Origin of the sequence: Lujinxingia vulgaris, assembly GCF_007997015.1 — a bacterium.
Taxonomy (GTDB): domain Bacteria; phylum Myxococcota_A; class Bradymonadia; order Bradymonadales; family Bradymonadaceae; genus Lujinxingia; species Lujinxingia vulgaris.
Map to the genome: position 1 here is coordinate 85,321 of NZ_VOSM01000008.1, position 25,376 is coordinate 110,696.

19 protein-coding genes are annotated in these 25,376 nt (G+C 64.9%); 13 read left to right on the forward strand and 6 right to left on the reverse strand.

All coding sequences use genetic code 11. The features are described from left to right. The first annotated feature begins 150 nt into the window (after window positions 1-150). Together FRC98_RS15450 and FRC98_RS15455 are read left to right on the forward strand one after the other, a co-directional pair. Window positions 151-3,816: a DUF3857 domain-containing protein gene (locus FRC98_RS15450; protein ID WP_146982342.1), complete on the forward strand. Its 3,666-nt coding sequence runs from the start codon at window positions 151-153 to the stop codon at window positions 3,814-3,816. Then, window positions 3,813-7,691, forward strand: coding sequence for a tetratricopeptide repeat protein (locus FRC98_RS15455; RefSeq protein ID WP_146982343.1), 3,879 nt, complete (start codon window positions 3,813-3,815; stop codon window positions 7,689-7,691). Before FRC98_RS15450 ends, FRC98_RS15455 begins: the two co-directional genes overlap by 4 nt. 33 nt (window positions 7,692-7,724) lie before the next feature. On the opposite strand, the gene FRC98_RS15460 is transcribed toward FRC98_RS15455, so the two are convergent. Both FRC98_RS15460 and FRC98_RS15465 read right to left on the reverse strand, forming a co-directional pair. After that, window positions 7,725-8,903, reverse strand: a complete 1,179-nt coding sequence (locus tag FRC98_RS15460; RefSeq protein ID WP_146982344.1) for a vWA domain-containing protein — start codon at window positions 8,901-8,903, stop codon at window positions 7,725-7,727. A gap of 61 nt (window positions 8,904-8,964) precedes the next feature. Further along, window positions 8,965-9,774, reverse strand: coding sequence for an AAA family ATPase (locus tag FRC98_RS15465; protein WP_146982345.1), 810 nt, complete (start codon window positions 9,772-9,774; stop codon window positions 8,965-8,967). A gap of 201 nt (window positions 9,775-9,975) precedes the next feature. Here FRC98_RS15465 and FRC98_RS15470 point away from each other — a divergent pair, with 201 nt between their 5' ends. Further along, window positions 9,976-10,905 carry a hypothetical protein gene (locus FRC98_RS15470; protein ID WP_146982346.1) on the forward strand — a complete coding sequence of 310 codons (930 nt, stop codon included), beginning with the start codon at window positions 9,976-9,978 and terminating at the stop codon, window positions 10,903-10,905. A 209-nt stretch (window positions 10,906-11,114) separates the two neighbouring features. After that, window positions 11,115-11,879 carry an MBL fold metallo-hydrolase gene (locus FRC98_RS15475; protein ID WP_146982347.1) on the forward strand — a complete coding sequence of 255 codons (765 nt, stop codon included), beginning with the start codon at window positions 11,115-11,117 and terminating at the stop codon, window positions 11,877-11,879. 71 nt (window positions 11,880-11,950) lie between these two features. Here the strand turns inward: FRC98_RS15475 and FRC98_RS15480 are convergent, their stop codons facing one another. Together FRC98_RS15480 and FRC98_RS15485 are read right to left on the reverse strand one after the other, a co-directional pair. After that, entirely contained in the window at window positions 11,951-13,285 is a 1,335-nt protein-coding gene (locus FRC98_RS15480; protein ID WP_146982348.1) for an ABC1 kinase family protein, read from the reverse strand. Window positions 13,286-13,380: 95 nt separating this feature from the next. Further along, window positions 13,381-13,938 (reverse strand): tetratricopeptide repeat protein, encoded by a 558-nt coding sequence (locus tag FRC98_RS15485; protein ID WP_146982349.1) that lies wholly within the window; start codon window positions 13,936-13,938, stop codon window positions 13,381-13,383. Window positions 13,939-14,127: 189 nt separating this feature from the next. On the opposite strand from FRC98_RS15485, the gene FRC98_RS15490 reads away from it, so the two are divergent. The 9 genes from FRC98_RS15490 (at window position 14,128) to FRC98_RS15530 (ending at window position 22,970) form a co-directional block, all read left to right on the forward strand. Further along, window positions 14,128-15,318: an ATP-binding cassette domain-containing protein gene (locus FRC98_RS15490; protein WP_230467670.1), complete on the forward strand. Its 1,191-nt coding sequence runs from the start codon at window positions 14,128-14,130 to the stop codon at window positions 15,316-15,318. Beyond that, window positions 15,311-16,021 (forward strand): ABC transporter permease, encoded by a 711-nt coding sequence (locus FRC98_RS15495; protein WP_146982350.1) that lies wholly within the window; start codon window positions 15,311-15,313, stop codon window positions 16,019-16,021. The genes FRC98_RS15490 and FRC98_RS15495 overlap by 8 nt, the downstream gene beginning before the upstream one ends. A gap of 56 nt (window positions 16,022-16,077) precedes the next feature. After that, window positions 16,078-17,811 (forward strand): GldG family protein, encoded by a 1,734-nt coding sequence (locus tag FRC98_RS15500; RefSeq protein WP_146982351.1) that lies wholly within the window; start codon window positions 16,078-16,080, stop codon window positions 17,809-17,811. Window positions 17,812-17,823: 12 nt separating this feature from the next. Next, window positions 17,824-19,197 carry a DUF4340 domain-containing protein gene (locus tag FRC98_RS15505; RefSeq protein ID WP_230467671.1) on the forward strand — a complete coding sequence of 458 codons (1,374 nt, stop codon included), beginning with the start codon at window positions 17,824-17,826 and terminating at the stop codon, window positions 19,195-19,197. A gap of 81 nt (window positions 19,198-19,278) precedes the next feature. Next, window positions 19,279-20,223: a glutathione synthase gene (gene gshB / locus FRC98_RS15510; protein ID WP_146982353.1), complete on the forward strand. Its 945-nt coding sequence runs from the start codon at window positions 19,279-19,281 to the stop codon at window positions 20,221-20,223. A 112-nt stretch (window positions 20,224-20,335) separates the two neighbouring features. Beyond that, entirely contained in the window at window positions 20,336-21,022 is a 687-nt protein-coding gene (locus FRC98_RS15515; protein WP_146982354.1) for a superoxide dismutase family protein, read from the forward strand. A 285-nt stretch (window positions 21,023-21,307) separates the two neighbouring features. Then, a complete protein-coding gene (locus FRC98_RS15520; protein WP_146973101.1) occupies window positions 21,308-21,724 on the forward strand; it encodes a Bor/Iss family lipoprotein in 417 nt (138 codons plus the stop codon). 23 nt (window positions 21,725-21,747) lie between these two features. Continuing rightward, window positions 21,748-22,080, forward strand: coding sequence for a hypothetical protein (locus tag FRC98_RS15525; RefSeq protein WP_146982355.1), 333 nt, complete (start codon window positions 21,748-21,750; stop codon window positions 22,078-22,080). Between the two features lie 104 nt (window positions 22,081-22,184). Next, a complete protein-coding gene (locus FRC98_RS15530) occupies window positions 22,185-22,970 on the forward strand; it encodes a DUF3108 domain-containing protein (protein WP_146982356.1) in 786 nt (261 codons plus the stop codon). Between the two features lie 20 nt (window positions 22,971-22,990). Here the strand turns inward: FRC98_RS15530 and FRC98_RS15535 are convergent, their stop codons facing one another. Then, complete coding sequence (locus FRC98_RS15535) at window positions 22,991-24,523, reverse strand: radical SAM protein (protein ID WP_146982357.1); 1,533 nt, start codon at window positions 24,521-24,523, stop codon at window positions 22,991-22,993. Next, on the reverse strand, window positions 24,523-25,341 hold the full coding sequence (locus FRC98_RS15540; RefSeq protein ID WP_146982358.1) for a 2-oxoacid:acceptor oxidoreductase family protein: 819 nt from the start codon (window positions 25,339-25,341) through the stop codon (window positions 24,523-24,525). Before FRC98_RS15540 ends, FRC98_RS15535 begins: the two co-directional genes overlap by 1 nt. Window positions 25,342-25,376 lie beyond the last annotated feature (35 nt).

The window sequence follows — 25,376 nt, forward strand, 5'->3', positions numbered from 1 at the left end:
GGAGGGTGTGTGGTTGTGGCCAGGAGCGTGGGCCTGCAGCCAGCCTGGCGAGGTGCATGTGAGCGAGTCCTGCGAAGTTCTATCGAGAGAGCGGCGATGAGAGTTGGCACGAGGGTTGGGGCGACGATGAGCGGGGCACTTCTGTGCCTTTTGAGCGCGACGGTTTGGGCGCAGGCGACTGCAACCGAGGGCGGAGCGCAGGAGCTTGCGCGCAGGGTCGATGCGCTGGAGGCGACCCGCTTTGAGGGGGAGGCGCTGGGGCTTGCCTACCAGCTCGACGAGGAGCGGGGGATGGTGGCCCCTGAGGTCTATGAGACCGAGCTTGAGCGCGCAGCGCGTGCGGCGTCGCGCTGGCCGGTGGTGGCGTTTGCGGTCGAGCGTGAGCTTGCTCGCGCCCGCTTAGAACGCGGGGATGCGCGAGGTGAGACCTTGGCCAGTGAGGCCGGGTGTCTGACGCGTTGGTCTGTGGTCGGGCCGCTGGAGAACCCCTCGATGCAGGGGTTCTATGAGGAGGTGGGGCCGCAGGTGGAGCTTGAGGGACCCTATGCCGGACGTTTTGGGGAGGTGGCCTGGCGAGAGCTCGCGCCGGCCGATTATTTTTGTGCGTTCAGCCTGGGGAGTTTTGTGACGCCTTCAACCTCGGCGGTGGTGTTTTTGTCGAGCCGCGTGCAGCTCGATGAGGCGTTGCGCGGGGAGCTTGTGGTGGGGGCGGCCGGGGCCTACCGGGTGTGGATCGACGGACGAGAGGTGGGGGGCGATGATGGGGAGCGGGGCGCGGGGCTTGATGTGCAGAGCTGGCCTGTGCGCCTGAGCGCCGGGGAGCACGAGGTGGTGGTCAAGCTGGGCTCGACCGGCCAGGGGAGCCTGGCGTGGTCGGCGCGTCTGCTCGATGGTCAGGGGACGCCGGTGGCCGGAGTCGAGCATCGTGCCGAGGCCCCGCAGGTGGCGCCGGGGGCGATGAGCAAAACTGCGCCCCAGGCGCGCGCCGGCGCACTCGTTGCTGTACGCGAAACCACGGCGTCGCGGCGCGCGAGCCCGCTCGCCAGGATCCGCGCTGCGGCCGCCTGGCAGCGTCTGCAACCCGCCGATAGCGCCTCGCCATGGCGCGATGTGGCCCGCTCGGTGATCGCCGAGTTGGAGCGCGGCACGCTGAGCGCTGTGCAGCAGGCCGAGGTGCTGCTGGAGGCCTCGCCGCTCTTTGAGGAGCGCTGGCGGCAGGTCAGCCTGCTGGAGCGCGCGCGTGAGCTCACGGCCTCGGGCGAAGCGTTGTGGGAGCGGGTCTCGCTGGCGCTGGCCGCGGCCTATGGCGAGGGCAGCGCGCGCGCCGAGTGGCAGCGCCAGCGCGCGATTCTCGAAGAAGTTGTGGAGGCGCGCCCGGGCTCGCTAAAAGCCCTCCTGGCCCTCGCTGAGCTCTATGAGGCTCGTGGGCTTAAGGGGCAGGCTTTAAGGCTTCTGGAGGGCTGGGAGGGGCCTCAGGAGGGCGATCGCGAGGAGGTTGTGGCCTGGGTGCGGGCGATGATCGATGCGCAGGAGGCCGCAGGCGATCGTCGGGCTGCCCGCGCGCTGCGCGAGACGGTGCTTAAGCACACGCAATTCTCCGGCGCGTACCGCTGGGAGATGATGAAAGAGGCGATGGCCGAGGGGGAGTTGAGTGAGGCGCTGGCTATCGCCCGGGAGCGCTGGGCGAAAAACCCCTGGTCGTCGGCCTGGGGGCTGCAGGTGGCCCGGGCGCTGCAGGTTTCCGGTGAGCCGGGGGAGGCGGAAGGTGTCATCGAGACGCTGATTGCCCGCGACCCGGGCGACGCCTCGTTGTGGGAGCGTAAGGCCGAGCTGCGACTTCTGCAGGAGGATCGGGCGGGGGTGGTCGAGGCGATGGAGCAGGCCTTGAGCCTGCGCCCCCAGGACAGCGCTCTGCGCGCCCGCGCCGAGCTGATGCGCCCGCCCGGCGCGAACTTCTACGATGCCTGGATCGAGGAGGATGTGCGCGCGCTGGCCGAGGCGCACCCGCCCGGCCCCCACGACTACGACATCCTCATCGACCAGGCTGTCGTCGAGGTCGGCCCCACCGGGCTTGCGCGTCGTTTTGTGCAGCGCGTGGAGCGGGTGATCGACGCGCGCGGCATCCAGAGCGCGCGGCAGCTGGGCGTGTCTTTTCAGTCGGGCGATGAGCGCGTGGAGGTCGTGGGCGTGCGGGTGCATAAGGCCGACGGCACGCTCAGCGAAGATTACGACGAGTGGCGAAGCGGCCAGGCCCGCAAGCAGTCGACGACGTATAATGATCGCGAGCAGATCAACCTGCGCGCCAGCAATGTGGAGGTGGGCGATCTGGTGGAGTACCGCTACGTGGTGCACCAGGTGGCCAATGAGAACTTCCGCGGCGACTATTTTGGGGCGGTGCGCTACGTGCAGCACGGTCGACCGGCCGCGCTGGTGCGCTACGCGCTGCTCTACCCCGAGAGCTGGGAGCTCTACTTTCGGCCGCCGGCGCTGGCCCACGAGGTTCGCGATGGCGTCACTCCGGCTGGTGAGGCGGTTGAGGGCATGAAGGTGCGCAGTTTTGAGCTGCGCGAGGTGCCGCGGGTCTACACCGAGCAAGATCAGCCCGGTTATACCGAGATTTACGACTACATCATGGTCTCCAACAAAGCCGACTACGACGCCATCGGGCGCTGGTGGTGGGAGTTGATCGAGGAGCAGCTTGTGGTCGACGACGCCATCCGCGAAGAGGTGGGCCGGCTGACCTCGGGGCTGGGCACCGACGAGGCGAAGGTCGAGGCGATCTTTGATTATGTGGCCCGCAACACCCGCTACCTGCACGTGGGGCTGGGCATTCACGGCTGGAAGCCCTACCGAACCTCGGCGGTGATGCAAAACCGTTACGGTGACTGCAAAGACAAGGCCGCGCTCCTCAAGGTGATGCTCGAAGAGGCCGGCGTCGACGCCGAGATGGTGCTCGTGCGCACGCGTCGCTTAGGCGAAGTCGACGGGTCGGTGGCGAGCATGCACGTGTTTAACCACGCGGTGACCTATGTGCCCGGGCTCGATGTCTTTCTGGACGCGACGGCCGAGTACAACGGAGCCTTTGAGCTGACCTCGATGGATCAGGGCGCCCAGGCGCTGATTGTGGAAGACGGCGGTCAGACCCGCTGGGTGACCATGCCGATCGATGCTCCGGAGCAAAATCACCTCGCGCAGCGTCTGGAGATCGATCTTCGTGGGGAGCGCCCCGTGCTGCGCGGAGAGGTTGAGGCAGTGGGCTCGCGGGCGGTGCGTTATCGCCAACTTCTCGAAGATGCCCAACGCCGCGATGAGGCCTTTGAGCGGGAGCTCGCCAGGCGTTACCCGGGTGCCACACTCACACGCGCCGATTACGAGGGCATTGAGACTCTGGGCGCGCCGGCGAAGGTGCGTTTTGAGGCGGAGCTGGGCGATGTGGTGCGCGGCGATGGTGAGGGCTACCTCTATCCGCTGGCCGCACCGGAAGATGCCCTGGGGGCGTACGCCGCCGAGAGCACGCGGCGCCAGGATCGGATGTTCCGCGTGCCTTTCGCCGAGAGCACCCAGGTGCGCTATGTGCTCGGCCCGGGCCGCGCGGTGGAGCGGGTGCCCGAGGATGTGGAGGTGCGCTCGAAGTTCGGCGATATGCAGGTGAGTTATTCGTCGGCCGGCGACGATCTGGTCGTCGAGGTGGATTTCAGCGTCAAGGTGCAGCGGGTGCCGGTCGAGGAGTATGAGGCGTTTCGCGCCTTTGTGAGCGAACTTCATACGGCGCTCAATCAGACGATTCGGCTTGTGGGTGAGGGAGGTGTGCGATGAAGAGCGCTTCGAGAATGCTGCGGGCGCTCGTGCTCGCGATGCTGACGGCGCTGGCGATGAGCTGCGCCAGCTCGCCAGCGGCCACCCCGCAGGGGTGGCGCTTTGAGGCCGGCTCGCCAGCGGAGGCGACGCTCAAAACCTGGCTTTCTGGCGCGGATGCGGCGAGTGAGGTTGGAGAGGTTGAGGCCGACGCCGGGGTGGAGGCGCTGCTGACCGCCGGGGAAATCGCGCTGTGGGAGGGCGATAAAGAGCGAGCGTTTGACATCTTTTCGACGATGCTGCGCGACCACCCGGCTCACCCCCTGCAGCGCTACGCGGCGCTGCGCCTTGTGGAGCTGGTCGATGAGGTGGTGGAGGGGCCACAGCGTCTGGAGGCCTGGCTGGGCCAGGTGCGCTACGAGGGGCAGGGGTTGCTCACGCGCGTGGAGCTCAGCCGCCTGGCCTGGGAGGTGGCGCACGCGCGCTGGGAGCGAAGTGATGCGATGGCGCCTTTTGCGCTGAGCGCGGCCGGGGTGCCGATGGCCTGGCGCGTCAGCCCGCTGATGTCGCCCTGGCGGCTCCTGGATTTTGATGAGGTGTATTCGCCCGAGCAGAGCGGCTGGCTTGGCGATCAGTACCGCAGCCCGCAGATCGCGCGGCCCTCGCCGGCCAACTGGCGGCCCACGCAGCGCGTGGCGCTGGAGCGTTCTGGCCAGGGGTTGGAGCTTGGTGAGAGCGGCGTCTATTACCTGGAGGCAACGCTCGAGGTCGCCGGGGCGGATGTGCAAGAAGTCGCCATGTTTGGGGACTTCTCGGCGGCCACGAAGGTCTGGGTTGGCACAACACCCGTGCTTGAGCATCGCGAAGAGGACTACGCGTCGGGGCGCTACGTGCGCCCGTTGAAGCTCAAGCCGGGCAAACATCGGGTGCTGGTGAAGATGGCCTATGAGGCAGGCTACCGCGACCGGCTCGATCTGCGCGTGGTGCCTGCGGCGGGCAAGGTTTTGGGGGAGGAGCGGGTGCGTTTTGTGGAGACGCCGCCGGTGCGGGAGCGGCCGGAGCTGAAGCCTGTCGAAGTGGCTGGCAAGATGCAGCGAAGCTGGGAGGTGGAGCCCCTTCGGGCCGTGGCGAACGCGCCCGGTAAGGCCGGCGTTTCGGGTTTGTGGTGGGCGGCGGTCAGCGCGCTGGAGTCGGGTGAGCCGGAGGCGTTTGAGGCTCTTATAGGTGCGCTGCAGGCTCGTTTTGAGGGGGAGCTGCCGGCGCCGGCGGAGTTGCTGAGGGCCGAGCAGGTGCTCACACGCTGGGATCTTCCCGGCGACTTGCGCGACGCCGAAGCTCTGATGGCGGTGCGCCGCGCCCACGCGCTCCGACCGCAGCTCTTAAGCGTGCTCGTGGCGCTGGAGCAGAGGTTGCGCCGCGGCGGAAGCGACGAGGAGCGCCGCCGGGTGCTGGAGGCCGCCCGCGATCAGGCGATCGATGCGCAGGGGAGGTTGCGCGATATCGGCCCGCTCAAGGCCTGGGCGGCCTATGTGGCCGGCCAGGGCGTGCGCGCGGTGGCCGAAGAGGCCTGGCGCGAGGTGATTGAGGTTGATCCGGCCGACTGTGAGGCTGCCGAGAAGTTGCAGGATCTCTATGCGCTGCGCTCCTATGCGCCGCACCCCTCCGAGATCTCCGAAGGTTGGGAGGCATGCCCCGCGCTTTACGGGGAGTGGGTGCAGGCGCGCGGCGACGCCTTCGACGAGCAGCTGGCCTGGCTGGAACTCCAGGCCGCTCGCCAGCCTCTGGAGGTGTCCCGGCAGGTGGAGCTCGCGCGATTCTTACGCGGCGTTGGCCAGGAGGAGCGGGCGCTTGAGGTGCTGGCCGCGGCTCGAAAGGCGCAGCCCTGGGAGACGCGGCTTTGGCTCGCCGAGGCCGACCTGCTCTTAAGCCTGGGGCGCACCGACGAGGCCCGCGCAGCGCTCTCCCGCGATCGCGAGCGCTACGGATCGACAGCCCGCGTGGACTGGATGATCCATGAGATCGACGGGGAGCTTCCCCTCCAGGAGGCGATGCCCGACGGGCTGGCCGCGGCGCGCGCCGAATTTGCCCGCGCGCCGGTTGCTCCGGCAGGGGAGGGGCAGGAAGTTGGCCTGCCGAGCGGGGGAGAGCCCGGTGCCATGGCGCTCGATGAGGCGTATTACGTGCTCGATTATGCCGCGCGGCGCTACTTCCCGGATGGGTCGAGCTGGACGCTGACCCACACGGTGGTGCGCCTGATGACGCGCGGGGCGATCGACCGCTACGCCGAGGTGGAGCTTCCGCGAGGGGCGCGCCAGGTGCTCGTGCGCACGATCAAAGCGTCGGGGGCGGTGCGCGTGCCCGAGGAGGTCGCCGGCAAGGGCACGCTGAGTATGCCCGGGCTTGAGCCGGGCGATATGATCGAGGTCGCCTACCTGCAGCACGACGGCCCCGGGGTGTTTCGCACCCACGTGGAGGGCATGCGTTTCTTCTTCAGGATGGCCGATATCTCCACACGCCACAGCGAATACGTGATTCTGGGGTCCGAAGACCTGGAGTTCATTTCGGCCAACGGGGCTCCCGGCTCCGAGCCGGTGGAGATTGGCGGGGTGAAGGGCGTGCGTTTTGTGGCCACCGACCAGCGCCGGCCCACCCCGGAGCCACTCAGTGTGTCGAGCGAGGAGTTTCTGCCCTGGGTGCAGGAGTACCGGGTTGGCGTGGAGGGCGGGGCGATCGAGTCGGATCGCCGCTACGTGGTCAACGCGCTGATGGCCAGCGATCGTGTGGGTGCGGCGCTTCAAACGCAGGCCGCGCGCTGGCTGGGGCGCCCGCTTTACGCGCAGGAAAACGCCAGCGATGCGGAGGTGGAGAAGCTCTTCTACCAGGCATCGGAGGCGTTTGCGCAGCCCAGCCCTCTGGCGCTGACCACCGACGCGAACCACGCCGTGCTGCTGGGCCGCGGCAGCCCGCTGGTCGTGCTGCGCACGATCTATCAGCGTATGGGCGTTGATGCCGAGATCTATCTGGCGCGCGCCCAGGAGCAGCCCGATGCTCGCCATCCGGTCGGGGACTTTGGCCGCTACCGGCGCCCACTTCTGCGGGTGGTGCTCCCGGAGAGTGAGGCTGTGGTGTGGCTGGAGGCCGCCGGGCCCGACGCGATGTTCGGGACGGTCGACGGAGATGTGGAGGGCCAGCCGGCGCTCTGCGTAAGCTGCGCCGACTACGAGGAGGTGCGGGTGGAGGGCGATGCGGAGCGTCGCCCCTCGCGGGCGATCGCGGTGGAGGGGGAGGTCGACGCGGAGGGCACTCTGCGGGCGGTGGCCACCTACACCTACGGTGGCATGCGCGCGGTGCGGGTGCGCGGGGCGTTGCGTGCTCGCCAGGATGAGGCCGATCGCGATCAGTACATCGACGCGATCGCGCAGGAGCTCTTCAGCGGCGCTCGGGTCGAAGCGTACGAGGTGCAAAATGCCTCGGAGGTCGATGCGCCTCTGCGCCTGCAGATCTCGCTGAGCCGCGAGGGGTTTGCCCGACAGGTCGATGATGCGTGGGTGATCGACACGACGCTCTTTGGCGAGGAGCTCGCCAGCATCTACGCCTCCCGTGACCGGCGAGTGTTGACGATGCGCGTGGGGTACGAGCGCTACCAGACCTACGATTTACGGCTGCGCCTGCCCGAGGGGGCTAACCTCGACGAGGCGACGCTGCGTGCCACCGATCTTAATCTGGAGGGTGCGAACGGCAGCTACGCGCGTCGGAGTTGGCTGGAGGGTGGGGAGCTTCGGGTGGAGGCTGAGGTGGCGCTGCCGCGTCAGCGGGTGATGCCCGAGGCGTACCCGGAGTTCCGCAGCTGGGCCACCGCTGTGGAGCAGAGCGCGGGGGTGGTGGTGCGTTATTGATACCACCCTGGCCATTTGTTGATCGCAGGAGGATCAACGAATGGCTGAAATGGCCTGATCGAGCCCTTCGAGTGTGAGGGGAAACATCTCAAAAAGCTGGCCAATCTGGCGGGTGGTGTAGCTTCCCCACCAGCGCGGATCGTCGGGGTTGATCCAGGCGGTGCGGGGCACGCGCTCGGCCAGGCGGTTGAGCCAGGTCCAACCTGACTCTTCGTTGAAGTGGTAATAGTCGATGGCGCCCCCGGGGGCGGTGAGCTCGGTGGGGGCCATGGCCGCGTCGCCCACGACCACGCAGCGCCAGGAGTCGTCGACCGCCGCTAAGACCTCGGCGGTGGGTTTGCCCTGGCGGCGCTCCATGTCGGTGTAGAGCGTCTCGTAAAAGCAGTTATGAAAATAATAGGCTTCAAAGGCCTGGAAGTGATGCGCGCGGTTGGCCGCCGAGAAGAGCAGGCTTGTGAGGTGGGTGTGCGGGGTCATCGAGCCGCCGACGTCCATCAGCAGCAGAAGTTTGAGGCGGTTGTGGCGCGGGGGACGAAAGACGAGCTCGATGTCGCCGGCGTTTTTGCCGGTGGCCTCGATGGTGGCATCGAGATCGAGCTCGTCGGCGCGGCCTTCGCGCGCCAGATCGCGAAGTTTGCGCAGCGCGAGGCTGATCTGGCGGGTATCGAGCACAAGGTCGGTGCGCAGGTTGCGAAAGCGGCGCTCGGTGGCCACCTGCACCGCCGAGCGGTTCTGGCTGGCGCCGCCCACGCGGATGCCGGCCGGGTTGTGGCCGGAATGCCCAAAGGGGCTGGTGCCGCCGGTGCCGATCCAGCGGTTGCCGCCGTCGTGGCGCTCGTCCTGCTCGGCCAGGCGATCTTCAAAGGCCTGGCGCAGCTCGTCGAGGTTCATACGCTCCAGCTTCGCGAGCTCCTCGGCGGTGGGCACGGGCAGATCGGCGGCCTCTTCGAGCCAGGCGAGTAGATCGTCATGAAGTTGGCTGCTGGTGCGCTCGGGCTGGAAGGGGCGGTCTTTAAAATAGGCCGCAAAGACCTGGTCGTAGAGGTCGAAATGTTCGGCGCGTTTGATGAGCGTGGCGCGCGCCAGCACGTAGAAGCCGTGGAGGCTATTGCGGGCCAGGCCGGCTTTAAGCCCCTGGCAGAGCGCCAGAAACTCGGTGGTAGAGACCGGCACCCCGGCGCGGCGCAGCAGAAAGAAGAAGTCGATGAACATCGGGATCGTCTGGCGAGTGAGACGTGTGGGGGCTGGCGAGCGGGCGGGGGGGAGCGCGCGCTCAGCGGCCGCGGGTGAAACGCGTCAGGTCGGCTTCTTTTTTCAAAAGGACGCCCAGAAAGGGGATCTCTTTGTCGAGTACATCGGGGCTGAGGCCGGCGCGCAGCATCGCGCCGATCCAGTCGACGAGCTCGCTTGTGGAGGGGCGTTTTCGCAGCTGGGGTTGCTCGCGCAGCCAGTAGAACTTCTTGAGGCAGGCGTCGAGCAGCTGGCGATCGAGGCCGGGGTGGTGAACTTCAACAATCGAGCGCATCAGCTCGGGATCGGGAAAGTCGATGTAGTGGAAGATGCAGCGGCGCAAGAATGCATCGGGCAGCTCTTTTTCGGCGTTGGAGGTGATGATGATCAGCGGGCGGTGGCGCGCGATAACTTCGCGGCCGGTCTCGCTGATCGTAAAGCGCATCTGGTCGAGCTCATGGAGAAGATCGTTTGGGAATTCGACATCGGCCTTATCGATTTCGTCGATGAGGACCACGGCGCGCTCTTCGCTCTCAAAGGCCTGTCCCAGAGCGCCGAGGCGGATGTAGTGCTCGATATCGCTGACGTCGCCTTCGCCAAAACGCGAGTCGTTGAGGCGCTGGACGGTGTCGTAGTGGTAGAGGCCGTCCTGGGCGCGGGTGGTCGATTTGACGTGCCAGCGCAAGAGGTTCAGCCCCAGGGCTTCGGCCACCGCATAGGCCAGGAGCGTTTTGCCGGTGCCGGGCTCCCCGCGGATCAGAAGGGGTTTTTGCAGGGCCGAGGCGATGTCGACGACCTGACGAAGCTCGGGGCTGGCGATGTAGCTGTGGGTGCCTTCAAAGGAGGTGCTCATAAGGATCTTGGGGAGGGGGATCGGGAAGCGGGGGTGAATCGCGCCGGGGCGCGCTGCGTCTGAACTTTAGCGCAGCCTTTGTGGTGGGCGCCAGCCTCGCGCAGCGGGCGCGGTGGTGAGCCCGGCGGTCTTGACCTCGGGCGGGCTCATGTTAGGGTTGGCGAAGCTACGAGACGTTGTACCAAAAGGACTTTTTTGAGCATGACAACGAGTCGACACATCGCCGCCAGCGCGCTGGCGCTTTTTCTGCTGGTGGGCTGCTCCGACGAGGAGCCGGGCGCCGAGATCGGCGCTCCGGTTGAGGATCAGTTCACGCAAGAGGTGCGCTACGGGGCGTTGACCGCCGAGTTCCTCTACCCGCGCGCCTGGGAGAGCGAGGGCGTGGCGGTGCAGGCGCATTTCATGGACGCGCGCGGCGTGGCCGTGGGCCCGGCGCTCGACGCGCTGGAGATGTGGCGACCGGTGCGCGGCTTGCGCTCGGGGAGCTGCGAGCGGGTCGATGTGAGCCGCGCTCCGATGAGCGATGAGGCTGCCTCGCTGCATCTTCTCGATGTGGGACCGATCGCCGTTGAGGCGCCCGTGGCCGACGCAAGCCTGCCGCCCAGGCGGCTGCCCGATCTTCTCAACGCCTTCTACGGTGTGGTCTACGGCAGCGAATACAGCTGGGAGAGCGACGGTGAGCTGCTCGACTACTTCCCCGGCGCCACCTACCGCTTCGCCGCCCCCGGTGGCCCGCTGGCCGGCGCGTTTGATGTGACGCTGGAGGCTCCCGATCCGATGGTGCTCGTGGGCCTTAACGGCCAGGAGCTGCGCGATCAGGCCGGCGCCGCGGTCGATGGCAGCCTTCCCGTGGAGCTTGTCTGGGACGTGGCGGTGAACCCGCAGAGCACCGATGTGTACATCGATGTGAGCGCGGGCTACGGCCCGGATCGCCTGCGGGTGCAGTGTCGCACCGGTGATGACGGTGCTTTCAGTGTGCCGCAGACCTCGCTGGCGCCCCTGTGGGAGGAGGCCGGTACGCTGGAGATGGTCGTGCGCCGCGTGCGTCATCAGCCCGTGCAGCTCGAGGGGCTCGATGAGACGGACTTTTTCTTTACCACCGCCGACCGTTTTGAGCTCAGCCAACGCTGAGTGGATCTGGCGAGATGAAGAAGGACAACGCGAGATAGAATGATTGAAAAAAACCGGCCGGAAGGCCGGTTTTTTTTTGTTTGTATCAGGCTAAAAGTCGAGTGTTTTCAGTGGTTTATGTGATGCTTGTGATGCCCTTGTTATGAACTTCCGAACGCGATTTTGGCGGTTGTGAAAGGGCGTTTCGCAGACGAACCGGGAGGTGTGTGATGGCCTTTGAACTCTGTATCAACGGGGTGGGTGATGCGTTTTCCACCCGCCATTTTGGCACCAACTTTCTGGTGCGGCGCGGCGACTTTGTGCTGGCGGTGGACTGCCCCGATCTCTACCGCCGTGCGCTGGCCGAGAATGCCTTTGCGCCCCTGGCGAGTGCCGAGGGGGAGTATCTGGATGTGGACAGCATCAGCGCGATGATCCTCACGCACCTGCACGGCGATCACGTCAACGGGTTGGAGATGGTGGCAGCCTACCGGCGTTTTGTGCGCGGGGGCGTGCTGCCGCTGCACGCGAGCGAGGCCGTGCTAAAGGACCTCTGGGATCGCCGCCTGGCGGTCTCCCTGGGGGTGATGTGGGACGGGACGCAGTACATCCATTACGGGCCGGAGACCTACTTCGACCTGCGCGAACTTGCAGCCGATGCGTCCAGCGCGGTGGGGCCTTTTGAGGTGGAGACTCGCCGGACGATTCATCATCTTCCCACCACGGCGCTGCGCATCAGCGATGGGGATGTGACCCTGGGGTATTCGTGCGATACGGCTTTTGACGAGGGTTTGAACGACTGGCTCAAAGACTGCGATCTGATCCTGCACGAGACGAGCCTGGGGCCGGCGCATACGCCGCTTTATAAGCTGATGGAGCTTCCGGCAGAGGTGCGGGAGAAGATGCTGGTGGTGCATTATCCCGACGATCTTGTGGGGTTGGAGATCGAGGAGCTGACCTTTGCGAGGCAGGGGCAGGTGATTCAGGTGGGGTGAGAAGAGCCGGGATGTGACGGGCATAAAAAAAGGCGCTCTCGGCGTTTTTTTTATGATCTCAGTAAAACGTCTCACCAGGCCGTCTTTCGCTCCAGCGAGGAGACCTCAAAGACGTAATCCGCCACGAGATCGCGCCAGGGTACCCGCGGGGTGAAGGTGCGCAGGTGGTCGTAGTAGCCGCCGACGACGCGGTTGAGATACGCGATCTGCACCGGTGGCTGGAAGCTGTTGATGTATTTGATGGAGGCGCGCAGACGCTTCGGGGCGCGCTCGTGCAGGTCGGCGCTGGCGAAGTCGTAGATATGTTCTTTGACGCAGGGGGTCATCATGTCTTCGCGCCAGGCCACGTAAAAATCCTGCGGGACCGGGGGGCCATCGACCTGGCGGGCGCCGATGCGCACCATGGCGTCTTCCATCGCGTCGTAGTCTTCGTTCATGCCGGCGGCGATGATGTCGGCAAAGTCGCGGGCGACGTCTTCGGAGACGTGTTTTACGCAGCCGAAGTCGTAGAGCACGATCGTGCCGTCGGGGCGAAAGGCGTAGTTGCCCGGGTTGGGGTCGGCGTGCACCGCGCGGTGGCGGAAGATCTGGGAGAGGGACATCCGGTAGAGGCGCTCGCCAATCTGGTCGCGTGTTTCCTGCGGGTAGGCCGCGAGCTCTTCGAGGCGGTCGCCGCCCTCAAAGGTCAGGGTGAGCACGCGCTGCGAGCTGCGTTCGCCGACGACCTGCGGGACCACGATGTAGTCGTCGTCTTTATGTAGCTCGGCGAAGAGGCGCACGTTATCGGCCTCGTTGCAGTAGTCGAGCTCTTCGTGGAGGCGGTCGCTGATCTCCTCAAAAAGCGCATCGAAAGCACGGCGGTGGTTGCGGTTGATGCCGGTCAGTTTCAGGACAAATTTGAGCTGCTTTAAGTCGGAGTCGCAGGCCTCATCGACGCCCGGGTACTGGACTTTGACCACGACATCGCGGCCATCGTCGGTGACCGCGCGGTGGACCTGGCCGATCGAGGCCGAGGCAAAAGGTTCTTTCTCAAAGCTCTTAAAAAGAAGCTCGGGAGGTTGGCCCAGCTCGCGCTCGATCTGCTCGGCGATGACCTCGTAGGGCATCGGCGGGGCGTCTTTTTGCAGCGCTTTTAGAGGCTCGGAGAGCTCTTTGGGCAGAAGATCGGAGCCGGCCGAGGCCATCTGGCCGATCTTCATCACCGCCCCCTTAAGGTCGCCTAACGTTTTGGCGATGAGCTCGCCATTGGCGAGGTTGGTGGCCTGGCGGGCCTGTTCGTTGGCCTCCTCGTTGCGAAACACCGAGGAGACGCGCTCGCGGGTGTAGTTCGAGGCGACCTGGGCGGTCATCGTGGCCAGGCGCGCGAAGCGTTTGGAGCGGGAGACGGGGCCTTTATTTTCAGACATGGTACGGCTCAATCAGGGGAGGTGCGGTGGGTGCAAGGTGCGGGCGCTGCGCGCTTGAGGCGATGCCGGCAGGGTAACGGGTAAGCGTGCAGGTTTCATCCGCCGGAGGTGATGATCGCCTCGATGTTGCGAGTTACCTCGATGTGGCGAGCGTTGCCGCGGGCAAGGCGCACCTTGAGCGCGCGCTGGATCTGCGCGGTCGCTGCATCGCGGCGGCCCAGCGCGTGGTAGCAACGCGCGCGGGCTTCGGCCAGGAAGTCGGTGTATATCGTAAAGCCCTGATCAAGCTCATCTTCCAGCGCTTCGAGCGCAGTGGCGGCCCGCTCAAACTCGCCGGCCTGATGGTCGATCATGGCGAGTTTCATCCGGCATAAAAAGTGGGCTTTTGCGCGGCCGAGTTTTTGCCATATGGCGATGGCTTCGGCTTTCGAGGCGCGGGCCTCTTCAAAGCGGTTGGCCAGGCGTTGCGCCTCGCTCAACTTCTGCAGCGCGCGGCCCAGGTGGGCGACGTTCTCTTCGGAGGGCTCGCCATGGAGGTTGTCGCGCATGGCCCGGGCGGTGGTCTCAAGCTCGCTGAGCACGCGCTGGAGCTGAGCCTCATCACCGGGCATCTCACGGAGCGCGTCGGGCTCAAAAAAGGTGGGGATCGACATGAGCGGGCTTTAAGGTCAGGGTAGAGATGATCGTCTGGAATAAAAAAGTGCGGCGTCGAAATTACGCGGCCTGCACACCCTTAGCGCGCGGCGGAATGTCGCGCCAGCAGGCGTTCGCGGCAAGGCGGACGCCCGAAAAACTCTATCGACGAACGCGATCGTTTCATGGACCTGTAAGTATTGAGGATGATGATGGAGACGAGCTCGACGAGCGGCGCCACAGGCGCTGAGAGTATCGTGGTGGAGAACCTGCAAAAGCGCTACGGCGACTTTGAGGCGCTGAGCGGCATCAGCTTTTCGATCAAACCCGGGGAGATCGTGGGTTTTCTGGGGCCGAACGGCGCCGGCAAGACGACCACGATGAAGATCCTGACCTGCTTTATGTCGGCCTCGGGCGGCAGCGCGCGCGTGGCCGGCTTCGATGTGCAGAAGGACTCCACCGAGGTGCGCCGGCGCGTGGGGTACCTGCCCGAGAACGTGCCTCTTTATGACGAGATGATCGTTTTTGACTACCTGCGTTTTGTCGCAGAGTTGCGCGGCGTTGCAAAAGGTCGGCGCGAGGAGCGCATCCGCGCGGTGGCCGAGCTCACCGGGCTGGGGCAGGTGATGGGGCGCACCATCAGCGAACTTTCCAAGGGTTACCGCCAGCGGGTGGGGCTGGCCCAGGCGATCATTCATGAGCCCGATGTGATCGTGCTCGATGAGCCCACCACCGGCCTCGACCCCAATCAGATCATCGAGATTCGCGACGTCATTAAGACGATCGGAAAGGAGAAGACGATCATCTTCTCCACCCATATTTTGCAGGAAGTCACCGCGGTCTGTGATCGCATCATCATCATCAACCGCGGGCAGATCGTGGCCGACGGCTCGTTGCACGAGCTTGAAGAGCGGGTGGCCAACGCCGAGCCGGGGCTTGTGGTCAGGTATGAGGGGGAGGCCACCGATGCGCTCTATGCCTGGCTTGCAGGCCTGGCCGGCGTGGAGGGCGTGGCGCCGGTAGGCGGCCGGCCGGGGAGCTGCACCTACCGGCTCAAAACCCTCGACAAGGCCACCACGCGGCGCGCGCTGCTGGCCGGAGAGCCCGGGGTGGCCCGTGAGCTGTTGGAGCTGCGCGAGGCCGAGCCCACGCTGGAGGCGATTTTTCGGCTCTATACCGGCGGGGAGACCGAGGAGGGGGCGAGCCTTTTGAGCGTGCCGGTAAGCGCTTCGGCGGCTTCGGTTAAAGGCGACGAAGTCGTTGCGCAGCGCGGCGAAGCGCCTGTTGAGGCTTCGGCAGAAAACCTCAACGCGAGCGACGCGGAGGTTGCGGAGAGCATGGCCGAGGACGCGGCGGCCATGGACGAAACATCTGAGCCGGAGGAGGTCTCCCGTGGATAAGATCTGGATGGTGACCCGGCGAGAGCTGGGGACGTATTTTAACTCGGTGGTGGCCTATATTGTGGTGATCTTGTTTCTCGTGATCACCGGGGCGCTCTTCTGGCTGAACTTCTTCCAAGAAATCAGCGTGGTGTCGTTGCGCGGCTTCTTCTCGCAGGCGCCGCTCTTTCTGGCGTTTTTTGCGCCGGCGATCACGATGGGGCTGCTGGCCAGCGAGAAGCGCTCGGGCACGCTGGAGCTTTTGATGACGATGCCGGTGAGCGATCTTCAGATCGTGGTCGGTAAGTTCCTGGCGGCGCTGGGGCTGCTGGCGGTCGTCTTTCTGATGACGCTGGTCTATCCGCTGACCCTCTCGATGCTGGGCGATCTGGACTGGGGCGCGGTGGCCGCGGGCTACATCGGGCTGATGCTGCTGGGCGGGAGCTATGCGGCGGTGGGGCTGATGGCGTCGAGTTTTACGCGCGACCAGGTCGTGGCGATTCTCGTGGCCTTTTCGATCTGCTTTTTCCTCTACCTCATCGATCAGCTTGTGGGGCAGGCCTCCGGCGTTGCGGCGCGCACCGCGGAGTACCTCTCGACGAGCTACCACTTTGAGAACATCGCCCGCGGGGTCGTCGATATGCGCGACGTCTTTTACTACCTCTCGCTGATGGCGGTGAGCCTGGGCGTGGCCACGCTGAGCGTGGGCGCTCGTCGCTGGTGAGAAGGGTGGTGAGGACGAGTATTTAAGCAACTTTGAGATGGTTGAGGAGCGATACGATGCGTGAATCGAAATCCAAATCCAACGCCCCGGGCCAGCGCCGGCGCGCGGTGAGCGGGGCCAACGCGGTGGTGATGGGCGTGCTGCTGGTGCTGATCGCGGTGGCCGCCAACGCCCTGATGAGCCAGACCTTCTGGCGGATCGATCTTACCGAAAATCAGATCTACACCCTGAGTGAGCCGAGCCTGGCCGCCGTCGAAGACCTCGATGAGCCGGTGGAGGTGCGGGCGTTTATCTCGCCGGATCTTCCGGCGCCTTTTCATAACTTGAGCCAGGATGTGGCCGATCTGCTCTCGGAGTACGAGGCGGCCAGCGGCGGGCAGCTTTCTTTCAAGATCATCGCGCCCGAAGACAGCGCGGAGAGTGAGGAGGCCGCCGCCGGCTTTGGGATTGAGCAGGTGGCGATCGGTCAGCAGAGCGAGTCGGAGATGTCGCTGCGCGCCATTTACAAAGGCGTGGCTTTTATTAAGGGCGATCAGAGCGAGGTGATTCGCGATCTTCAGACCACCGGCCAGCCCGAGCTCGACAACTTCGAGTATGAGTTCACCAAGGCCCTGCTCAACCTGCAGCGGCCTGAGCCCCGGCGCGTGGCCTTTGCCAGCGGCGCGGGTGGCCCGGTGGCGCAGCCGGGTTTTGTGCAGAGTCTGGAGCAGGTCTTTTCGCAGCTTTACGGGAGCCTCATTGAGGCGACGACCTACGATCTGAGCAGCGGTGAGCTGGTGCCGGACGATGTGCACGCGCTGGTGCTGCTCAACGTGCAGGGGGATGTGAGCGAGGAGGCGCTCTTTGCCATCGACCAGTTTCTGCAGCGTGGGGGCAGCGTGGGGTGGTTCCAGAGCAGCTCGGTGGTCGATGAGGCGATGCAGCGCCAGTTGATGCAGCAGCTGCAGCAGAACCCGCAGTTTGCCGGTCAGCTGCCCACGATGCGCAAGCGTTTTGACTCGAACCTCATTGAGCTTTTTTCGCATTACGGCATCACGCTGCGCGCCGACACGGTGATCGACCGGGAGCGCGCGCTCTCCTTTAGCCTTGTGGCCACGCCCCAGGGGCTGGCGCGGGTGAGTCACCCGGGGAGTTTTTCGATCACCGACATCGATACGAGCCTGCCCTTTATGCGCGGCTTCTCGACGATGGCGCTGCCGGTGCCTTCGAGCCTTGTGATCGACGAGGCGCTGCGCGGCAACGAAGACCTGGAGTTTCACGAGGTTCTACGCACCTCGCCGGGCTCGACGCGCCTGCCTTCGCCGCCGAGCGATATGAGCTATGAGACCTTTATGGAGCCCGCGGCCAGCGAGGAGGCCGGGCCTTTTGTGGTGGCGGCGACCGCGCAGGGGGAGCTTCCGAGTTATTATTCGGATAACCCGCTGCCGGAGGGACGCGCGGAGTCGGATCTTGTGAGTGAGACGCAGGCGGGGCGCGTGCTGGTGGTGGGAAGTGGCGACTTCTTAGGGCCGCAGCGCGAGACGGGTTTCGATGAGCGGCTGGCCGGGCTGGGAGCGCAGTTCTTTTTGAGCTCGGTGGAGTGGCTGGTGCAGGACAGCGCGCTCTCGGAGATTCGCGGCAAGGCGATGCCCCGGCTTATCGGGGAGGTGAGCCGGGAGCAGCAGCGCTCGATTCAGTTTGCCAACATCGTGATCGTGCCCTGTTTCTTTGCGCTTCTGGGCATCTTCATGATGGGGCGGCGTCGGCGTCGTAAAGAGGCGCTGAGCCAGTGGATGAGCTCCGAGTCGTAAGGGAGGTCGATGATGGTACAGAAACATGTGTGGATTGCCGCCGGGGTGTTGGTGCTTCTGGTGGGGGCGTTTTTCGTGACTCGCGACAAGCCGCCGACGCAGGTGGATTCGGCGTTGGTGCTGGAGGCGCCCACAACGTTGGGGCGGCTGGAGTGGGAGCGGCCCGGAGACGATCGCGTGGTGCTGGAGTCGAGGGAGAGCGGCTGGTGGCTGACCTCACCTGTGGAGGCGCCGCTAAGTCGGCAGGTGGGCGATGAGGTTGAGTGGGCGTTTGGCCAGACGCTCAAATCCGATGATCTTCGTTTTGAGATGAGCGACGATCGCACCTTTGGGCTTGCAGAAGATGAGGCGGTAAACGTCGCGATCTTCGGGGCAGGTCAAAGTGATCCGACCACACGGCTGAGGATCGGTGAGGAGATTCAGGTGCCGGGAACCGGGGTGGCGCGCACCTTTGCGCAGGTTGAGGGTAAAGAGAAGATTTACCGCCTGCAGGCAGCGCTGGGCGATCTTGTGCGCCGGCGGGTCGATGATCTTCGCTCGCGCAGCATCGTCTCTCTGGGCGATGAGGAGCTGCGTTCGGTGCAGTGGTCGCATGTCGACGGGCATCTTCTAAAGATCGAGCCGGCAGCGGATAGCAGTGAGACACGTTGGAAACTGGCCAGTCCGCAGGTCGAGATGGCGCTGGATGCGGCGAGTGTGGGGCGTTTTGTGAACACGCTGTCGAGGCTGAACGCGCGTGATTTTGTGGATGAGGGCGATGCGCAGCTTGAGGCGTTGGACTTCGATGCGCCGGCGGTCACTGTAACTCTGGAGACGGGCTCGAAGCAGGCGGAGCTTCAGGTGGTGCGCCAGGGGGAGGGGGATCAGGCAAAACTCTATGTTCGCCGCGCGGGTGATGGGCAGGTCTTTGAAGTAGCCGGCAGCGCACGTACAGCGCTTCTGGCGCGGATGCTCGACGTGAAGGATCGCGCGGTGATGCCGATTGCCTCCGACGCGATGACGAGCATTGAGCTCGCGGGCGACGATCGTGTGCGGCTGGTCAAAGACGAGGGAGGCCAGTGGACGATGGCGCGCCCCGCCGGGGTGGAGGTCGACCAGGATGAGGCGTCGGCGATGGCCAGCTGGCTGGGGGCGCTGCGCGCGGAGCGCTGGGTGGAGGATGTGGAAGAGCGCGAGGCGGGCCTGAGCCCGGGGCAGCGAAGCTCGGTGCGGGTGAGCGCGGCCGATGGCGAAGAGGTTCTTTATCTGGGCGCCTCGGTCGATGATCTCAGCGGTGGGCGTTATGCGCGTGTGGCTTCGAGCCCGGCGATCTTTGTGTTACCCGAGAGCGCGTTGCGGCGTCTTACGCAAGACGCCGACGCCTTTGCGGCGCCGAGCGATGGCTAAGTCTAACTCTTTGGGGCGATACGTTCGCCCCGACTTCCCACGCGCCTTCAACGGGCGCGCGATGCGCAGACACGAGGATCTATGAAGATCGCCTATGTGATGGACCCTTTAAGCCAGGTCAACGTCTTTGCGGACACGACCTTTGCGTTGATGCTGGGCGCTCAGTCCCGCGGCCACGAGGTCTTTTATGTGCGCCCGGAGTCGCTGGAGGCGCGTGGCGATGAGGCGTTTGCGACCATTCAGCCGGTGGAGCTGCGTCAGGAGCCCGGCAACGCCGTGAGTTTTGGGGAGGCGCGCCACGTCTCGCTCGATGAGGTCGATGCGGTGTGGATGCGCAAAGATCCGCCCTTTGATGACACGTACCTTTATGAGGCGATGCTGCTGGAGCTGGCCGAGGAGCGCGGAACGCTGGTACTCAACCGCCCACGTGGGTTGCGTGACGCCAATGAGAAGCTCTACGCGCTGCATTTCAGCGATCATACGCCCAAAACGCTGGTGTCGAGCCACGCCGAGGCGATCAAGAAGTTCGCCGAGGAGACGGGCGGGCGCGCGGTGCTCAAGCCTCTGGACGGGCACGGTGGCTCGGGGATTTTTGTGATCGGCAGCGAGGATCGCAACCTCAACGCGATGATCGAAGTCTCCACCGCCGGGGGCACGAAACGGGTGATGGTGCAGGAGTATTTGCCGGCGGCGCGCCAGGGCGACAAGCGCGTGATCCTGCTCAACGGAGAGCCGCTCGGCGCGATTCTGCGCGTGCCTCTGGAGCAGGAGCATCGCAGCAATATTCACGTGGGGGGGCGGGTGGAGAAGACGACGCTCAGCGCGAAAGAGCGCGAGATCTGCGAGGCGGTGGGACCGCGCCTCAAACAAGACGGGCTCTACTTTGTGGGGCTTGATCTGATTGGCGAGCGCCTGACGGAGGTCAACGTCACCAGCCCCACCGGCATTCAGGAGATGAGCCGGCTGGACGGCATCGACGGGCCCGACGTGGTGATGCGCTGGATCGAAGATAGGCTTGCGACTTGAGACGAGCGCCAGGGCGCACGACTTGCTTTATGTGAGTAGGCGTTTAACAACAGGTGCGCCCGCAATTGATGATGATGAACCATCGAAGTACCCATGACCTGGAGAGGTAAGTATGAAGATGATGCGACTTTTGATGATGAGCCTTCTGAGCGCCGGCGTGTTTGCGAGCGCGGCGTGCAGCTCTTCGCAGCCCACCGAAGATGAGAGCGTGAGCGAGCAGCCTGCCACCGAGGAGAGCGCCACTGAAGAAGGTGTGCAAGGTGGTGAGATGGAGCACGCCGAGGGCGACGACCACGGCGCGATGGCCGAGGCGCCCGCCGAGGAAGAGGCCGCCGAAGGCGAGCTGATTGAAGCCACCGCCCGCGTGATCAATGGCGAAGGCGAAGAGATTGGCCAGGTGATGTTTAAAGAAGTTGCCGGCGGCGGCGTGCAGGTCTCGGGCATGGTCAGCGGTCTGACCCCCGGGCTGCATGGCTTCCACGTGCACGAGAACACCGTGTGCGAGGCGCCCGACTTCACCTCGGCCGGTGGTCACTTCAACCCGGCCTCGCACGAGCATGGTGGGCCGGCCAACGAGCATAGCGCACGCCATGCCGGCGACTTTGGCAACATCACCGCCAACGAAGATGGCGTGGCGGAGTTCAGCTTTGTCGACACGATGATCAGCCTGAGCGAGGGCGAGAACAACGTGGTCGGTCAGGCGATGATCGTGCACGAAGGCGAAGATGACCTGGTCAGCCAGCCCACCGGTGCCGCCGGCGCGCGTGCGGGCTGTGCGGTGATCACGCTGGTTGAGTAAGACCTGAAGCGTGTCGGGAGGTTTTCCTCTCGATGCTGCTTTTGACATGCAAACGCGCCGCACCCTGGAAGGGGTGGGGCGCGTTTTGTTTGGGCGAAGGCGATGTGGGAGGGGCCAGTTTGACACCCCGATCACCCGCATGGTATCAACGCGACCTGTAAGTACGCAGTGTTTGGGAATCGAAGACGAAGCGCGCGAGGTCCGAGTTCGGGCGCGGCGTCTTCTCTGATGTTGAAGTTGGATCGAGCCTGCTCGATCTGTCGTCCACGATGAAATGAGGGCACCATGAATCGAAATGTTCTGATGATGGTGGCGATGCTGGCGCTTTTGCTCGTCGGCTCCACCGGGTGTTACAGCAACACCTTTGATTACCCCAGCCGTCAGGCCGATGGTCGCGTGATGGAAGAGTCGCGCACCTTCCTGATTTACGGGCTGGTTGATCGCAACGATCGTCCTGTGGTGGGCCATGAGCTCTGCAACGGTCCGGTGAAGAGCGTGGAGACGGTGCACACCTTCGGGAACCAGTGCATCGGCTGCATCACGCTTTCGATCTACACGCCGAATACCGTGCGGGTGACCTGCGCTTCGGGCACCGCGCACAACTTCTACCTCGATGAAGACGACGCCGTCGTCGGACATGAGGTCGTCGATGGCGACACCGGCGAAGTCATGCAGAGCGAGTTCAAGTCGGACTTCATCTAACCCACCATCGAGGAGGTAGTATCATGGCACGTTTTGTTATGCTTGCGCTCGTCGCGGCTCTGGCCTTCCCCTCCACGGGGTGTTTCCACAACCGCATCGTGACCTCGCCGGATTATAACCCGTCGAAGTCGACGCCGGATGCCGAAGAGCTTCGTATTCACATCCTGGGGCTCTTCTCGATAAACGGTCCAGTCGATCTTGAGGCGACCTGCCCCAACGGGGCCGGCGTGCTGGAGAGCCGGATGCTCTTCGGGATCCAGTTTTTGACGTTCTCCCAGACCCGCGTCTACTGCAACACGGTTGCGGCGGATGCCGGCGCAGATTCGGCGGATACGCTGGCGGCGTTGAAGAACTGAGCGATATGTTCGTCTGAAGTAGGAGCGGGCAAGCGGCGAGTTTCTCGCGGGCTTGCCCGCTTTTTTGTTGGGCAGTGAGGCGAAGTGTGCGCTCAGAGACGTGGATGAGAGCAAGGCGGGGTGCGGTGATCGGGGCGTTGGCGCTGCTGGCGTGCTGGGTGTTGCCTCCGAGCGTTGCTGAAGGGGCGGAGCCCGGGGAGAGGGCGCGCTACCGGGTGAGTTACGGGCCGGCGCATCTGGCGGATCTTTCGCTGGAGGTGGGGTGTGAGGGGGCGGAGGAGGAGCGGGGGCGGCTTTTTGCGCGCAGCCGGGGGATGGCGAGCCAGGTGCATCCCTTTCGGGTGCAGTTGGATACGGTCCGGGCGAAGGGAGCCGGGTCGCTTAAGGCGCAGACGTTCATTGAAGAAGATGGGGTGCCGCGGCGCTACCGCAGTCGTTTTGGCGAGGAGCCGCGGGTGCGCACGGAGTGGGAGTTTCGGGGGGTGACGCGGCGCGAGGAGGCGCTCTTGCCGGGGCGTGGCCACGACTTGTTGAGCTGGATGCTGGCGTTGCGGGAGAGGGTGGGGCGTGGGGAGGCGTTGGAGGCGCGGCAGCGTTTTGTGGTGTGGGACGGCTGGAAGCTCGTGTACCTGGATGCGCTCCCGGCCGAGGTGGAGGAGCGCTGGACGCCTGTGGGGGCGGTGCGGGCGCAGCGTTTTGAGCTGCGGCGGACGTATTTAAGTCATGGCGCCGAGCAGGTCGCGCGGCCCTCGGGTCAGGGGGCGGAGGAGCTGGGAGCGATCTGGATCGAGCTCTCGGAGCGTGCGTTGCCGGTGGAGATGGCCTTTGAGGCGCCGATCGGTCGGGTGCGTATCGCGTTGCAGGCGCATCAGGACGCAGGCTGCGAGTGAGGCTCTGCGCTTATTTGCGCTCAGATGCTGGCGAGCTCGTCGGGGAGGATGGCGCCGGGCTGGAGGCGTTCGCTCTCGGGGATGCGCAGCGGGGTGATGCCCTTTTTGTGGTCGCGGATGGCGCGCTTCCAGGCGCTGTAGCCTGCGCCATTGCGGTAGGCGGCTTCGGCGGCGTCGGCCATATCAAAACCACCCTGGGAGATCTCGTGCTCGATCCAGGACCAGCGCACCGAGGTGGCCCGGATGTCGACCTTGCGGCCGAGCTTTTTGTGAACGTGTTTGATCTTGGTCTCCAGGCTCTTGTGGTCTTCGAAAGGTGAGCCGTCGAGGGGGGTGTTCTTCTTGGCGACGAGCGGGCTCATGCCGAGTGCGACTTTGCAGATAGAGGAGAGTTCGAGCATGAAGTCGATCATCTCGTCCATATCGTCGAGGGTTTCGCCGGGGTAGCCGATGACCATGTAGAGCTTGAGCAGCTTCATGTTGTGGTCGCGCACAAGCTCGGCGCAGCGGCGAAGATGTTTTTCTTTGATGTGTTTTTTGGCCAGGTCGCGCATGCGCTGGCTGGAGCCGTCGCTGGCCACAGTCAGGGTGCGGGCGCCGCCTTTTGCGAGCAGGGCGATGAAGTCGTCGTTGAGGCGATCGGCGCGCAGGCTGGAGAGGCCGACTTCGCGGCCGGAGTCTACAAGTGCGCATAAAATATCAAGAATCTTGGGGTGGTCGCTGGTCGCCGCGCCCACAAGACCCACACGCGTGGCGTAGTCGGGGACGGTAGCGAGCACACGTTCGGGGGCGACCGGGCGCATGCCGCCGTTGGTGGTGCGGCGCATCACGCAGAAGGAGCAGCCGCGGTGGCAGCCGCGTCCGTTTTCGACGAGGTGCATCGAGCTGAGCTCGGTATGCGGCGTGATGATGGGGCTGTAGGCCGGCAGGCAGGTGTCGCGGGCCTGGGCCACGGTGCGGAAGGTTTCGCCGTGGATCGAGGGCACGTAGACGCCGGGCAGAGCGGCGACGTCGCGCAGGTAGCGTTCGCGATCGTCGTAGTCTTTCCACCAGTCGATGAGCACGTTGATGAGCTCTTCGCCCTCGCCCATCACAATGACGTCGGCGAAGGGACCGGCCGGCAAGGGGTTGGAGAAGGTGATGGGGCCGCCGATGATCACGAGCGGCCAGTTTTCGCCGCGGTCGGCGGCGCGCACCGGGATGGCGGCGAGCTCCAGGCAGGTCATGATGCCGATGAGCTCGAGCTCGTAGGAGAGCGAGAAGGCGATGACGTCGCAGTCGCCCACCGGAGTCTCCGACTCGTAGGTGAAGAGCGGGGTGTTGGACTGGCGGTAGAGGTCGGGATCGTCGGGCAAAAAGCTGCGCTCGCAGACGATGTCTTCGCGCTGGTTGAGCACGCGGTAGATCGTCTGAAAGCCCAGTGAGCTCATGCCCACGCGGTATGGCGAGGGGTAGACGAGCGCGACGCGGTGCGGCGCCTCTTTGAAGATGGTGCCGCGCTCGTCATCGAGCAGGGTTTCGACGTGTTGCTTAAGTTCGTAGCTGGTGGCCATTAAGCGTCCAGGACCATGTGAAGCTCGCAGCCGTCGTCGCTGGCGCGCCAGCCCGGCGGAATCAGCCAGGCGCGGCCACCCTCCTGAAGATGGCGGGCAAGGCGGCCCTGCATCATTTCGTTATTGGGATCAAACTCCCAACGTACGCCTTCGGGGATCTTGCTCTGTCCGAAGACGTCGGCGCCGCGGGCCATGTTGATGAGGACTTCGCGCGAGGGCAGCTCCAGGCGGTAGACGAAGCTGTCTTCGGGGTAGGTGTGCACGCTGGGGCGGTGGATGGACATCTCCATGGCGCCAAAACGCACGTGCACGCGGATGGCCGGGTTGTAGAACTGGGTCACGCCGACCTGGTAGCGGGCTTTGTAGATGGCCAGCGCCAGCGCTTTGGTGCGGGTGGCGATGCCCTGGCCCATCAGGTGGCTGTGCAGCGAGAAGCCGCTGACGCAGTCGGCCTCAACGGTGGGGCAGGCGCAGTATTCGGAGATGGGGACAAAACCCTCGTAGTCATCGTCGACGTCGAGTTTTTCGAGGATGGAGGGAGGGGTGTCGGCGCGGGGCAGCATAAAGCCGATGACGGCCGAGGGGAGGATGGCGCAGTCGAGCATCACCCACAGGGGCATGCCCATGGAGTCGGGTCCGCCAAAGGCCTCCTGGTTGGAGCGGTTGAGGATCGAGCAAAACTCGCCATTTTGATCGTCTTCGACGCGGAGCACCTCGAGGGGGCGGCCGATGTCGACTTCCAGATCGAGGAAGGGGAGGTTACGCGCGGTGGTGAGCACGTAGGGGATGAGCTTGTGTTCGAGCTGATCCTGATTCATCGGGGGTGCTCTCAGGTCAAAACAAAAGGAAACGT

Excerpts from the sequence above, each read along its gene's own strand:
- FRC98_RS15455 (WP_146982343.1), top strand. The coding sequence starts at position 3,813 with ATGAAGAGCGCTTCGAGAATGCTGCGGGCGCTCGTGCTCGCGATGCTG.
- FRC98_RS15460 (WP_146982344.1), bottom strand. The coding sequence starts at position 8,903 with ATGTTCATCGACTTCTTCTTTCTGCTGCGCCGCGCCGGGGTGCCGGTC.
- FRC98_RS15465 (WP_146982345.1), bottom strand. The coding sequence starts at position 9,774 with ATGAGCACCTCCTTTGAAGGCACCCACAGCTACATCGCCAGCCCCGAG.
- FRC98_RS15470 (WP_146982346.1), top strand. The coding sequence starts at position 9,976 with ATGACAACGAGTCGACACATCGCCGCCAGCGCGCTGGCGCTTTTTCTG.
- FRC98_RS15475 (WP_146982347.1), top strand. The coding sequence starts at position 11,115 with ATGGCCTTTGAACTCTGTATCAACGGGGTGGGTGATGCGTTTTCCACC.
- FRC98_RS15480 (WP_146982348.1), bottom strand. The coding sequence starts at position 13,285 with ATGTCTGAAAATAAAGGCCCCGTCTCCCGCTCCAAACGCTTCGCGCGC.
- FRC98_RS15485 (WP_146982349.1), bottom strand. The coding sequence starts at position 13,938 with ATGTCGATCCCCACCTTTTTTGAGCCCGACGCGCTCCGTGAGATGCCC.
- FRC98_RS15490 (WP_230467670.1), top strand. The coding sequence starts at position 14,128 with ATGATGGAGACGAGCTCGACGAGCGGCGCCACAGGCGCTGAGAGTATC.
- FRC98_RS15500 (WP_146982351.1), top strand. The coding sequence starts at position 16,078 with ATGCGTGAATCGAAATCCAAATCCAACGCCCCGGGCCAGCGCCGGCGC.
- FRC98_RS15505 (WP_230467671.1), top strand. The coding sequence starts at position 17,824 with ATGGTACAGAAACATGTGTGGATTGCCGCCGGGGTGTTGGTGCTTCTG.
- gshB (WP_146982353.1), top strand. The coding sequence starts at position 19,279 with ATGAAGATCGCCTATGTGATGGACCCTTTAAGCCAGGTCAACGTCTTT.
- FRC98_RS15515 (WP_146982354.1), top strand. The coding sequence starts at position 20,336 with ATGAAGATGATGCGACTTTTGATGATGAGCCTTCTGAGCGCCGGCGTG.
- FRC98_RS15520 (WP_146973101.1), top strand. The coding sequence starts at position 21,308 with ATGAATCGAAATGTTCTGATGATGGTGGCGATGCTGGCGCTTTTGCTC.
- FRC98_RS15525 (WP_146982355.1), top strand. The coding sequence starts at position 21,748 with ATGGCACGTTTTGTTATGCTTGCGCTCGTCGCGGCTCTGGCCTTCCCC.
- FRC98_RS15530 (WP_146982356.1), top strand. The coding sequence starts at position 22,185 with ATGAGAGCAAGGCGGGGTGCGGTGATCGGGGCGTTGGCGCTGCTGGCG.
- FRC98_RS15535 (WP_146982357.1), bottom strand. The coding sequence starts at position 24,523 with ATGGCCACCAGCTACGAACTTAAGCAACACGTCGAAACCCTGCTCGAT.
- FRC98_RS15540 (WP_146982358.1), bottom strand. The coding sequence starts at position 25,341 with ATGAATCAGGATCAGCTCGAACACAAGCTCATCCCCTACGTGCTCACC.